The sequence below is a fragment of the Oceanimonas baumannii genome (assembly GCF_002245495.1).
Lineage (GTDB): Bacteria > Pseudomonadota > Gammaproteobacteria > Enterobacterales > Aeromonadaceae > Oceanimonas > Oceanimonas baumannii.
Genome location: NZ_NQJF01000005.1, coordinates 189,040 through 201,965 on the forward strand (window position 1 = coordinate 189,040; position 12,926 = coordinate 201,965).

Genomic DNA, 12,926 nt, shown 5'->3' on the forward strand with positions numbered 1-12,926 from the left:
ATATGCTCAATGTTACTTTATACAGAAAACATGCCAGAGTGGTTAACTTTATGTTAACAAAGGGTTTTTATTATGATCAAAAAAAGTGATTCCAGATTTCAGGACACTTCTCTCAACATCGGCGACAGAAGTGTGTGGATTGCCGGACACCTGTCCGCTTTTCAGGAATGACGCGCCAGTTTTTCATAAAATACCGACCGGGAAATACCCAGCAAACGGGCGGCCTGAGCACGGTTCCCCCCGCTCTGCTGCAAAGCCGCCTGAATAGCCGCAGCCTCGGCATCCGCCAGCACCTCGGCAAGGGGACGCACCGCCATGGCTACCGTCGCTGTGCTCACCGCGCCCGCTCTTTTTTCTTGCAAAGGCAGCACTCGGTTGATCCGCTCCACGTCCAGCAGCTCGGCCTGTTCACTCATGGTGTACGCCCGCTCCAGCACATTGCGCAATTCGCGGATATTACCCGGCCAGTGATAATGGGCGAGCAGGGCCACTGCATCATCGGTAATTTCCACCCGGCTGTGGCCGGCGCAGATATCTTCCAGCAGCCCTTCGCACAGCACCCCCAGATCCCCCAGCCGCTCCCGCAGTGGCGGAATACGTACTTCCAGCACATTCAGACGATAATAGAGATCGGAGCGAAAGCGACCGTCAGCAACCATTTCGGTTAAATCACGGCTGGTGGCGGCCAGCACCCTTACATCCACCGGTACCACCTGATTGGAGCCCAGCGGTTCAACCTCTTGTTCCTGCAGGGCTCGTAGCAGCTTGGCCTGCAGCGCCTGCGGCATATCACCCACTTCATCCAGAAACAGGGTGCCACCATTGGCCAGCTGAAATTTACCTTCCCGGCTGCGCTTGTCAGCACCGGTATAGGCACCGGGTGCCACACCGAAAAACTCGGCTTCCAGCAAGTTTTCAGGTATGGCCGCCAGGTTGACCCCCACAAAAGGACCACTGGCACGGGCAGACAAAGCATGTATCGACTGAGCCAGTACCTCCTTGCCGGTACCAGTTTCTCCCAGCAGTAAAACCGGAATCTCCCGCCCTGCCGCCAGCCTGGCACGGCGCTTTACCTCCAGTGCTGCCGGGGTGGCTCCGGCGAAATCTGCCAGTTGATAACGGGTACTGCGTCCTTGCCGGGCCAGAGCACGCCTGGCCGCCTGCAGATCCTGATACAGGCGGCGATATTTACTGACCAGCGGCGTAAGAGGTTGCAGGTCATCATAGAGCACAAAAGCCACAGCCCCGCTCACTTCTCCCTGCTCATCAAACAACGGCAGGCGGGTCACCACCAGCTGCTGGGTTTTATATTCCATAATATCCAGCAACAACGGCCTCCCGCTCTCCACCACCTCAGGCATGCGGCTGCGGGCTATCACCGAGCACACCGGCCGGCCAATAACCGAGTGTGTATCCGACAGTCCCAGCAGCCGGGCATAACGGGAATTAATCCAGCTGATACGACCCTGCCGGTCCACCGCGATGGCACCGGCACTGGCCTGCTCAAACATGGGAAACAGCACCTCGATCAGCTCGCGAGTCAGATGATTACCAGATCGGGTATCAAAAGGCATGGTCATAAAGGTCATTCCATGACAAAGAAAGTTTAAATAGTAACCAAATCCCGCCACAAGTTCGACCGCCTGTCACACGGCAAATGCCGGCTTGCCATTACAAGCGTCCCGCTTTCTTATACAATATCCTGCAATTACGCTGGCCGGTTGATGGCCACTCATTTCCCGATATATGCGGAGCAGCTACTTGGCGCAACATAACGACACTTTTCGTGATTTTGGACTGGATATCCGTCTTGTCAGGGCACTGGATCATCAAGGGCTTGAAATGCCCACCGAGATCCAGCAACAAGCCATGCCAGTGGTACTGGCCGGCTATGATCTCCTGGCATCTTCCAAAACCGGCTCGGGAAAAACCCTGGCCTATTTGCTGCCGGCACTGCAGCGAATGATGAAAAGCCGGGCGCTGAGCAAGCGAGACCCACGTGCACTGATCCTGGCCCCGACCCGGGAACTCGCCCGCCAGGTCTATGCTCAACTGCGTGCGCTGGCCGGCAGCCATTTCAATATTGCCCTGCTGCTGGGCGGAGAAAACTTTAACGATCAGTTAAAAGCCTTGCGCCGTCAGCCCGATGTGATTGTGGCCACGCCGGGAAGACTGGCTAACCACCTGGACGCTCGCTCACTGATGCTCAATGGCCTTGAGCTGCTGATCCTGGATGAAGCTGACCGGATGCTGGATCTGGGCTTTGCACCTCAGCTGGAACGCATTCACCAGGCCGCCGATCATCGCCGCCGCCAGACGCTGATGTTCTCCGCCACCCTGGATCATGCCGAAGCCAACACCATGGCTGGTAAACTGCTGAACGCTCCCAAACGGGTCGCCATCGGTGAAGCACATGCAGAGCATCAGGACATTGAGCAGCGTTTTATGCTGGGTGATCATCTGGATCACAAACAGGCGCTGCTGGACCACCTGCTGGCCAACGAGCCTTACCAGCAGGCCATTATCTTTACCGCTACCCGCTCCGATACCGAGCGGCTGGCCGAGCGCTTGCAGCAGCAGGGGCTGACCACGGCAGCACTGCACGGCGACATGAGCCAGGCCGAACGTAACCGCATTATGGATGCCTTTGCCCGGGGACAGTACAAGGTGCTGATCACCACGGACGTGGCTTCTCGGGGACTGGATCTGCTGCAAGTGTCTCTGGTCATTAACTTCGATATGCCCAAGCAGCCGGAAGAATACGTGCACCGCATTGGTCGCACCGGGCGGGCCGGCGCCAGCGGCACCGCCGTTTCCCTGGTAGGTCCCCGTGACTGGGAGGCGTTCAAACGGGTGGAAGCATTTCTACAGCGTACCGTGACCCTCAGCGTCATCGACGGTCTGCAAGGCAAGTTCAAAGGGCTGCGCCCGGTCCGCAAGCCAACCGGTAAAGGCAAGCCCGGCGGCAAGAAAGCTGTCAACGTTAAAGGTAAAGGCCCGGCCAAATCCGCCGCCAGGCCCTCACCCAAGCGGCCGGAAGGCTTTACCGGTGGTGGCGATGGCTCCGCCGACGGCATGGCTCCGCTTAAGCGTAAAAAGCCCAGACCCGAGCAGGAATAAACCGGGCACTTCCAAGCAAGGGCCGGCATTCTGTTGGAATGCCGGCCCTTTTTTATTTATTAAATTAATGTTAAAAAAAGATACATCAGACTTTGTTATGGTGGTGCGGCAAGATATGAAAAACCTGCCTACTGACTTACTGCGTACCTTTGTGACCATTAACCAACTGGGAGGCTTTACCCAGGCCGGTGAACGGCTGGGGCGCTCGCAGCCAGCAGTGAGTCTGCAGATAAAACGGCTGGAAGAGCTGCTGAATATCAAGCTGTTTAACCGTGGTCAGGGCCTTCAGCTGACGGAAGAAGGTCAGCTGCTGCTGACCTGCGCTCAGCGAATGCTGGAACTAAACGATGCCCTGATTTCCCGCCTGGGAGCCCCCAGAGTCAGCGGCTCGGTGCGTCTGGGCATCCCCACTGACTTTGAAGTATCGTTTCTGGCCGCCACTCTGGGCCGCTTTGCCCAGGCTTATCCCGGTGTCACACTGGATGTCAGCAGCGACATCAGTGCTAACCTGCTCAGTGATTACCAGAAAGGCGCTTACGATCTGGTGATGGCCATTGAAGAACGCCATCTGGCCCGGCCACAACTGACCGATTACATCACGGAGCCATTGGTCTGGGTGCGCAACAACAATATGATGCTTGCTGCTGAAGATCCCCTGCCCCTGATCCTCTACCCCAAGGGATGTTTGTATCGCCGCTCCATTATCGAGGCGCTGAGCAAAGCCAATATCCCCTGGCGTATTGTCTACAGCACCTCCAGCTTGCTGGGCATTCAGTCCGCCATCAAGGCTGGTCTCGGTATCAGCGCGCTCGCGAAAAGTACGGTGCCGGAAGGACTGGAGGCCTCCCCGGGTTTTGCCCATTGCCCGGATCTGGGCAGTGTATCCATCGGTTTTCGTTACGACAACAACACACTCAGCCCGGCCGGGAAGATGCTGCTGGACTACCTCAGGCAGGGGCTGAATACCCTCTGAGCCTTCTCCCGTACCTGTTCAGCTTTAACCCAGCAGATAAAAATAACAGGCGAGCACGGCAATGCAGGCCAGGTTAAGAACGAAGCCTGCCTTCATCATCTGGCCCTGACGGATAAGACCACTGCCGAATACAATGGCGTTGGGTGGCGTGGCCACAGGCAGCATAAAGGCACAGGAAGCCGCTACCGCAATCACCGACGCCACCATCACAGGCGTCAGTCCCAGGCTTTCAGCTACCGCAGCAAATACCGGTACCAGCAGAGCCGCACTGGCGGTATTGGAGGCCAGTTCGGTCAGGAACACCACAAAGGCAGTAATGGTCAGCAGAATCACGAACGGACTGGCGTTTTCCAGCAGATCCGCCAGCACATTGGCCAGAAACAGGCTGGTACCGGTATCACGTAATACACTGCTCAGGGTCAGGCCACCACCAAACAGCAGCAACACGCCCCAGTCGGTATGCTTGGCAATGTGCTGCCATTCGGCCACCCTGCTCAGACCAATCAGGGTTATAGCCAGCAGGGCCACCAGGGTATCAAAGCCGGATAGCCCGCCCAGGGCGGCAGAGACCGGCTTGGAAAAAATCCACAGTGCTACCGTCAGGGCAAAAATGCCCAAGGTGATTTTCCGCTTTCCCGTCCAGTGAATGCTTTCTTCAGGCTGGTCGATACGCTGGCCAAGCTGCGGGCGGAACAACAGGTAAAGAAGCACGATGGTCAGCGGCAACAGCATCAGCGTAATGGGCAGACCAAGAGCCATCCAGTCACTGAAGCTCAGGCCCACTTCCGCAGCGGCAATGGCATTGGGCGGGCTGCCCACCAGGGTAGCGATGCCGCCAATGCTGGCGCTGTAGGCAATACCGAGCAGTACAAACACATAGGTAGCCCTGTGCTGTTGCTGGTCCAGACAGCTGAGCAACCCCAAAGCCAGCGGCAGCATCATGGCGGCGGTCGCGGTATTACTGATCCACATCGACAAAAAGGCAGCGGTGAGGAACATCAATAGCACCGCAAGACTCAGGCGACCGTTGGCCAGACGCAGAATACGGCTGGCGATCAGCTTGTCCAGACCCTGACTATGCATGGCAGCCGCCAGCGCAAAGCCTCCCAGGAACAGGAAAATGATGGGATTGGCGAAATTGCCCAGCGCCGCTCCGGTGGACAGAATCCCCATCACCGACGCCAGCAGCGGTACCATCAGTGCGGTAATGGTGATGTGCACGGCTTCGGTCAGCCACAGCACGGCAATGAAGATAAGCAGGCTTAGGCCCTTGTTAACACCGGGTTCAAAGGGCAGAAACGTCAGTAACAGGGCAAACAGAGCGATATCGGCCAGCAATATCCATCCCTTGATGCTCAGTCTCTTGTCTTGCTGCAAGGCATCTTTAACCATACTTTCATCCGCCATGGGTTTAAAATCAAGCGCGGGAGCTTATCAGAAAGCCGGGCAGCTGTTGTATACGACAATACTCAAAACGTGATCCTGACCACCGCTGTTCGCGGCTGCCAGAAACGAAGAAGCCCGGATATACCGGGCCCTGATTCAAAATGGATTCGACTGGAACTTAACAACTGCGAGCAACAACACCACCCGACACGACCTGTGTCAGCTTGCTGACCGTCACATACACCACCGACGATACCAGACAGCCATAGAGTGGCCCCTCCACCCAGCCTACCTCAGTGAACAACAGAAAACTGCCGCTGGTCATCAGGCCGGCCAGCATGGCAGCCAGAGCACCATAGCCATTGCCCTGCCAGAACGACGAGATAAACACCGGCCCGATCATCACCGCCAGCAGGGTGCCGGAGCCGAGAATGCCCAGCCAGGAAAGCATAAAGGGCGGCGCATACAGCATCATCAGGAAGCCGACAAAGCCGAGAATGGCCACCCAGATACGGTTAATCCACAAAATACGGGCACCGGACGCCTTGCTGTTGGGGAACAGGGCGGTACGCAGATCGTGAGAGGCCGCGCTCGACACCGTATGCAGCAACGAGTTGGCGGTGGACTTCATCGCAAACAGAATAAACAGGGTGATAATACCCGCCAGTGCCGGGTGCAGAAAGGTCGCCAGATACACCGGCATGGCCTGATCGGCTTCCGCCAGCTCGGGGTGCGCAATGCGCACATACATGCCCACAATGGGAACCAGACTGAGCAGACAGCCCATGGGGGCAACCCAGATGGCGACCTGATGCATTTTGACGGTCGGCTTGAAGGCCAGGAAGCGCACCGCCATATAGGGCAGCACGGCGGTAAACAGGAAGGCGTAAGGCAGCACCAGAAAAACCGACCCCTTGCTATCACCATAGGGCGCCGAGGTGCTCGGGTTAAGTAATTCGGGATCAACCGCATTCAGCCGGTCAATCATCTCGGTCAGGCTGACGTCGGTAAAGATCTGCACCATCATCACCACGGCACCTATGCCCATCCCCGCCACCATCAGGGTATCGGTCCAGGCCACGGCAGCCAGGCCACCCAGCATAGTGTAGAGGATAATCACCGAGATCATCAGCAAGGCGCTTTCGGTCAATTCAATGCCCAGCCAGGACGCACCCAGCAGGCCCACCGCCTTGATCTGGCTGGTGAGGAACACCAGCAGCAGTACGATGGTAATGGTAGCGGCCACGCCCTTGACCCAGCGCTCCAGCAACTGGCCGCCACCGTGCAGCTGGGATACATACTCGGGAATAGTGCAACTGCCCAGCTCCTCGGCGCGCCGGCGCAGAAAATGGGCAAAATAGAGCACGGCAATCACCATGGCCGGGGCAAAAAAGAAGTTGCCCAGCACTTCTACCGAGCCGAACTCGTAAGCCACGCCCGGAGAGCCCATAAAGCCCCAGCCACTGAAGCCGGTGGCAACGATGGTGCCGGCTCCCACAAACGGGCCCAGGCTGCGACCGGCCACCAGGAAGCCGGTTTCATCACTGTCTTTGACTACCCGGCTGGACAGATAGCCAATAAAGATCAGCACACCGAAAGAGCCCAACAGCAGAGCCCAGTTTAACAATGCATAATTTTCCATCACAAACTCCCTTTGGTTGGTGCCTTCATTCATCGCCGGGTTGACGAAGGTATTCCCGATAGACGTAGGACAAGGTGGCCCAGGCAATAATGGTGACGTTCAGATAGACAAACCATTCCATGGTCCAGGATGCATTCAACATGACTGCTACCTCGTTGCGCGGCTTCTTGCGAAGCGGGGTTAATATTACTGATGCTGCCGGCGTGCCGGCCTCATCTTCAGCAGAACGGCAACATATTCCCTTCGCTGCCGTTAAAACAAAGCAGGCTCACCTTGTGGGCGAGCCTGCTTTCATCAGCCTTTGATGATGTTGTGTTCGGGGCCGAAGGGGAAGCGGGTGATATTTTCCACACCACTTTCACTGATCACCAGGATGTCGTGCTCGCGGTAACCGCCGGCACCCGGCAAGCCCTCCGGCAGCATGATCATCGGCTCCATGGACACTACATGACCCGGCTCCAGTACGGTTTCAATATCTTCACGCAGCTCCAGGCCCGCTTCACGACCGTAATAGTGGCTCAGGGTGCCGAAGGAATGGCCGTAACCGAAGGTGCGGTACTGCAGCACATCGTGCTCGGCGAAAATGTCATTCAGCTCGGCGGCAATATCACAGCAGCGGTTGCCGGCCTTGATCAGCTCCAGACCACGACGGTGTACCTTGCAGTTAATTTCCCACAGCTCCAGGTGACGGTCGGAGGCGAACTCGCTGAACAGGGTCCGCTCCAGCGCGGTGTAGTAACCCCCAATCATCGGGAAAGTATTCAGGCTGAGAATGTCGCCGGCTTCAATCTTGCGGCTGGTCACCGGGTTGTGGGCACCGTCGGTATTGATACCGGACTGAAACCAGACCCAGGTGTCCATCAGCTCGCCATGGGGGAAGGTGCGGGCAATTTCGCGCACCATGGCCTGAGTACCGGCCAGGGCCACTTCGTACTCGGGCACACCTACGCCAATGGCGTCGCGGATGGCGGCACCGCCCACATCAGCCACCCGGGCACCCTGCTTGATCAGGGCAATTTCCTCGGCGGACTTGCTCATGCGCATCTTCATGGTAGGCACGCCAATGTCAACAAACTCGGCGTCCGGCAGCGCGGCCTTCAGCTTGTCGAGGTTTTGCAGGCTCAGGTGGTCAAATTCCACCCCCACCCGTCTGGCGCCGCCGATCAACTGCTGTACACCACGGAAGAAGTTGTCCTTCTGCCAGTCGGTGTATACCAGGTTGTCGCCCAGGGCGTTGCGGCGGTAAGGCTGGCCACCGTCGATATTGGCGGTAATGGTGGTGTGAATATCCTGCGTCACCGCCAGACCATAATCCCGACCGAAACGGCAATACACAAAATCACTGAAGTAGTTGATGTTGTGATAGGAGGTGAACAACACGGCATCCACATCATTGCCGGCCATATACTGGCGCAGTTTATGCTGGCGGGAACGCATTTCCGCCTCGGAAAACATGCCGCGAACTTTTCCACCGTTGGGGATGGTCAGGGTGCTGGGCATCTGCATGGTAAGACTCCTTCCTTATAGCTGTAACAGGGTGGTTAACTGCGCCCGATAAATGGCTGATTCAGCGCATGTCCCTGATGCTAGAGGCTGGCGTTACATAACAGAAATGAATACTTTAAATAAACACATATGAAACACAAATAATCAAAATGCGTTACATTAAGGGCGGTATCCCGGACCGGGCGGCAACTGAGTTCAGGCCTTTATCCCCTGCAACCCCGGTCAGGCCCACACTCTTTATATTTTCTTTATACCCCTCTCCCCAATCTAAACACCCTTTTTACACCCGCTTCCGTAGGCTTGCAGTCCCACTTACGGAGACATAAAACCATGGCAAAAAAACGTATTGCAGTCATCGGCCTGGGCCGGTTCGGTTCCGCCTTCTGCCGGGCAGCACAAAAAACAGGGTTTGACATCATGGCAATGGACTCGGATCAGAAACGGGTCAATGCCATTGCCGATGACGTGGCCGAAGCCATTATCGCCGACAGCACCGATCCCAAAGTGACGGCCAGTATTGACTGGCGGCAATTCTTCGCGGTGGTGGTGGCCATCGGTACCGATCTGCAAAGCAGCCTGGTGACCATCCTTAATTTGAAAGAAGCGGGAGTGGAAACCATCTGGTGCAAAACCCGTGATAACTACCACTACAAGCTGGCACTGAAGATGGGGGTGACCCGGGCCATCAATCCGGAGCAGGCCATGGGCGAAATGGCAGCCAGCTGGATGGATCATCCCGAGCTGCTGACACGACAGCCTCTGTCTACCGGCCAGGTAATGGCGGAGCTGGAAGTCAATGCCACCCACCTCGAGCACAATCTGGCGGGCCTGCTCGGTCGCCATCATATCCGGCTGCTGGGCATCACCCGCTACAACAGTTATCAATCCGAACAATTGATTCAGATCTCCCGCCTGCAACCAGGTGACAAATTACTGCTGCTGGCTGAAAAGGAGCGACTGGAAGCATGTCTGCACAACTTGTCCTGACCCACAAACGGCTGGGCTCACCGGCGCTGCTGCTGTTACAGGGCTACCTGATTCTGGCGCTGGCCGGCAGCCTGCTACTGCTGTTACCCGCCGCCCAGAACACGCCGACCAGCTGGATTGATACTCTTTTTACGGCCGTCTCGGCGGTCACCGTAACCGGGCTGGTGGTGGTCGATACCGGCACCATCTATTCAGCGCTGGGCCAGACCATTATCGGACTGCTGATCCAGCTCGGTGGCCTGGGCTACATGGCCCTCGGCGCGGCCGCCATGCTGTCATTCAACGCCAGTGTGGGTCTGCGCAACCAGGCCATGCTCAGCTCCTTCTGGCAGCTGGGGCCCGAGTTGAGGCTGTCGGACGTCATCCGCTTTTCCCTGCTATTCAGTCTGGGGACCGAACTGGTGCTGACCATCCTGTTCGCCCTGCACTGGGTTCCGTTACTGGGCTGGCAGCAAGGGCTCGGTACCAGTCTGTTCCATGCCATATCAGCCTTTAATAATGCCGGCTTTGCCCTGTTCAGCGATTCTCTGATGTCGGTATCGGCAGGATGGGTGGTTCTGGCTCATGCAGCGGGTTTCATCACCGGTGGTCTGGGATTCGCCGTGATGTACGAGGTGCTGGTGTTGCGCCGTTGCCGCAGTGTTCACACCCGGCTGGTGCTGTGGGCCACCCTGACCTTGCTGGTGGCAGGCACGATGTTACTGCTGCTGTTCGAGCACAACCACACCCTGGCGGGCCTTGACTGGCAGGATCGCCTGTTACATGCCTTTTTCCAGACCGCCACCGCACGTACCGCCGGCTTCAACAGCCTGGACATCGCCGCCATGAGTACGGCCGGACAAAGCTGGCTGATGCTCAACATGGGCATTGGTGCCGGCTCTGGCTCCACCGCAGGGGGTATCCGGATAACGACATTCGTGCTGCTGATCACCGGCGTGGTCGCCGCGTTGCAGGGCCGGACCGAAACCCGCATGCTGGGCCGGATGATAGGAACCGAGTCCATGCTGCGGGCGGCCGGTATTCTGGTTATTACCCTGATCTTGCTATTGCTGGCGTCACTGATCGCGTTCTGGCTGATGCCTTCCGCTGCGCCCTTCACCATGATCTTCGAGCTGATTTCAGCCCTGGGTACTGTCGGTCTTTCCATGGGAGCCACCGGAGAGTTGAGTCAGGCTGGCAAAACACTCATCATGGCGGTCATGATCATTGGCAAGCTGAGCCCGGTATATCTGTTTACCGCCCTGACGGGTAATCCGGAGCGTCCGCTGCGCTACGCAGGAGGCCGTATTGCCCTCGGATAATTTACGCTTTCCCCCCTGGCTGCCCGGCCTGGGGGGGCCTTTGCTGACCGCATTGCTGTTGCTGCCGCTGCGGCGCTTCCTCACCACCACCGACATCGCCATGGCGCTGCTGCTGGTGGTGTCGGTCATTGCGATCCGCCAGGGCAGCCGTTTTGCCAGCCTGGCAACCATATTAAGCGTATTGTTATTCGATCTGCTCTTTGTGAAGCCTTACTATACCCTGGACGTCCATAACCTGGACTACCTGCTCACCTTCTCGGTGATGCTGGCAGTGGGCTTGTTGATCAGCCGGCTCAGCGGCCAGCTACGCAGCCAGCTTGAACGGGTACGGCAGTTGCTGCGCCAGCTAAGGGGCATGTTTCTGCTGGCCCGGGGCCTGCCCGGCCACAACCGGCCCGAAGACATGTACCAGTTTATGACCCGGTTACTGAGCCGGCGGCTGGGGCATCCGGTCAGCATCCATTCCGGGCCGCCGGCCGGGCACCAGGCCTTGCCAGTACGGGACCGGCAGCAACTGGCGGTCTACCTTTGCTGCCCTGAGCGCGCCTACAAGACCAACCGTACTCTGCTGAAAGTGGCGGCCTCGCTGCTGGGCCAGTCTCTTACCCGGGCTCGTCTGGCCCGGGCCGAACAGGAAGCACGACTGGAGGCCGAACTGACCAGTGGCCGTAACACCCTGCTGCGTTCCCTGTCCCATGATTTGCGTACGCCCCTCGCCAGCATCATGGGCAATGCCAGTATGCTGGCAGATACCCAGGTCCGCCTGCAGGAAGAGGAATACCGGGAAATCGCCGAAGCCATTTATCAGCAAAGCCGGGTATTAAGCAGCCATTTTGATAAGGTCATGGAACTCAACCGGGTTCAGCGTCAGGAGCAACCGGTTCATCAGGCACTGATACCGGAAGAGGTGGTCAGCGCTGCCCTGCGCCGGCGCGGTGCTTTATTTGATGCCGTCCACTTCGACTTTTCCATCGAGAATGCCACTCCGGTCCAGGGCGACGCCACCCTGCTGGAAATTGCCCTGGCCAATATGCTGGAAAATGCCGTGCGACACGGTTTACCTCCCTTCCGCCTGGAAGGCCTCTGGCATGGCGAGCTGTATGCCTTTGTCCTGCACAACGGCTGTTGCGGGCCGGTATCCCGGCCACAGAGTGACGGCAATGCGGGCCTGGGGATGCCCATCTGCCGGGCGGTCGCGGACCTGCACCAGGGCACGTTCTACCTAACCGAAAATAATGACGGACAAACCATGATGGCTCGCCTGGTATGGCCTGCCTGGAGAAAAGAACAATGACGGCCAACCAGCCCCATATCCTGATTATCGAAGATGACACCTCCATGTCCCGTTTTCTGCAGACCCTGCTACGCAGCCATCAGTATGGAATCGAAGCCGCAGGGAGTGGTACCGAAGGACTCCGCTGCCTGAGTCGTCATACACCGGATCTGGTGTTGCTCGATCTGGGACTGGGAGATATCGACGGCGTCGCACTGCTGCAGGAGCTGAGGGCCTGGTCAGAAATACCGGTGATCGTGATCTCGGCCCGGGAGCGGGAAGCGGAAAAAGTGGAAGCACTGGATGCCGGTGCCGACGATTATCTGACCAAGCCATTCGGTGCTCAGGAGCTGCTGGCACGGATCCGGGTCGCCCTGCGCCGTCCCGGACGAGACACCGGGATCCCTGTGCAGCTGGGGGATATCAGCATAGATCCGACAGCCCGGCGGGTATGTCGGGAGAATGAATTGCTGCATCTGACCCCTACCGAGTACAAACTGCTGCTGTTCCTGTTACGCCATGCCGAAAAGGTGGTTACCCATCGCCAGATCCTGAGCGCAGTCTGGGGGCCGGCCCACGTAGAGCACCATGAATACGTACGAGTGCATATGTCACAGTTGCGTCAGAAACTCGAAGCCCAGCCAGCCCACCCGCGTATTTTGCTGACAGAGCCAGGCATTGGCTACCGATTGGCCGTTCCCTGAGCATATGGATAACGCCACCATTTTCCATACTGGC

The 12,926-nt window shown here is 57.7% G+C and carries 10 protein-coding genes; 6 read left to right on the forward strand and 4 right to left on the reverse strand.

The annotated features are described in order from the left end of the window. Positions 1-161: 161 nt before the first annotated feature. The gene (locus B6S09_RS07525) at positions 162-1,580 is read right to left on the reverse strand and encodes a sigma-54 interaction domain-containing protein (RefSeq protein WP_094277885.1); all 1,419 of its coding nucleotides are present in this window, start codon (positions 1,578-1,580) and stop codon (positions 162-164) included. Between the two features lie 181 nt (positions 1,581-1,761). On the opposite strand from B6S09_RS07525, the gene B6S09_RS07530 reads away from it, so the two are divergent. Together B6S09_RS07530 and B6S09_RS07535 are read left to right on the forward strand one after the other, a co-directional pair. After that, positions 1,762-3,120: a DEAD/DEAH box helicase gene (locus B6S09_RS07530; RefSeq protein WP_094277886.1), complete on the forward strand. Its 1,359-nt coding sequence runs from the start codon at positions 1,762-1,764 to the stop codon at positions 3,118-3,120. 115 nt (positions 3,121-3,235) lie between these two features. Next, a complete protein-coding gene (locus B6S09_RS07535) occupies positions 3,236-4,093 on the forward strand; it encodes a LysR family transcriptional regulator (RefSeq protein WP_094277954.1) in 858 nt (285 codons plus the stop codon). A 24-nt stretch (positions 4,094-4,117) separates the two neighbouring features. On the opposite strand, the gene B6S09_RS07540 is transcribed toward B6S09_RS07535, so the two are convergent. From B6S09_RS07540 to B6S09_RS07550, 3 genes are all read right to left on the reverse strand, one after another. After that, complete coding sequence (locus B6S09_RS07540) at positions 4,118-5,485, reverse strand: DASS family sodium-coupled anion symporter (protein ID WP_094277955.1); 1,368 nt, start codon at positions 5,483-5,485, stop codon at positions 4,118-4,120. Positions 5,486-5,657: 172 nt separating this feature from the next. Continuing rightward, positions 5,658-7,121, reverse strand: a complete 1,464-nt coding sequence (locus B6S09_RS07545) for a sodium:solute symporter family protein (RefSeq protein ID WP_094277956.1) — start codon at positions 7,119-7,121, stop codon at positions 5,658-5,660. Positions 7,122-7,415: 294 nt separating this feature from the next. Further along, positions 7,416-8,627 (reverse strand): M24 family metallopeptidase, encoded by a 1,212-nt coding sequence (locus tag B6S09_RS07550; protein WP_094277887.1) that lies wholly within the window; start codon positions 8,625-8,627, stop codon positions 7,416-7,418. Positions 8,628-8,957: 330 nt separating this feature from the next. On the opposite strand from B6S09_RS07550, the gene B6S09_RS07555 reads away from it, so the two are divergent. Genes B6S09_RS07555 through B6S09_RS07570 form a run of 4 tightly spaced genes read left to right on the forward strand, consistent with a single transcriptional unit; the run spans position 8,958 to position 12,892 of the window. Continuing rightward, on the forward strand, positions 8,958-9,614 hold the full coding sequence (locus B6S09_RS07555) for a potassium channel family protein (protein WP_094277888.1): 657 nt from the start codon (positions 8,958-8,960) through the stop codon (positions 9,612-9,614). Then, a complete protein-coding gene (locus B6S09_RS07560; RefSeq protein ID WP_094277889.1) occupies positions 9,593-10,915 on the forward strand; it encodes a potassium transporter TrkG in 1,323 nt (440 codons plus the stop codon). The genes B6S09_RS07555 and B6S09_RS07560 overlap by 22 nt, the downstream gene beginning before the upstream one ends. Continuing rightward, positions 10,902-12,209, forward strand: a complete 1,308-nt coding sequence (locus B6S09_RS07565; RefSeq protein WP_094277890.1) for a DUF4118 domain-containing protein — start codon at positions 10,902-10,904, stop codon at positions 12,207-12,209. Before B6S09_RS07560 ends, B6S09_RS07565 begins: the two co-directional genes overlap by 14 nt. Next, on the forward strand, positions 12,206-12,892 hold the full coding sequence (locus B6S09_RS07570) for a response regulator (protein ID WP_094277891.1): 687 nt from the start codon (positions 12,206-12,208) through the stop codon (positions 12,890-12,892). Before B6S09_RS07565 ends, B6S09_RS07570 begins: the two co-directional genes overlap by 4 nt. Positions 12,893-12,926: the final 34 nt, after the last annotated feature.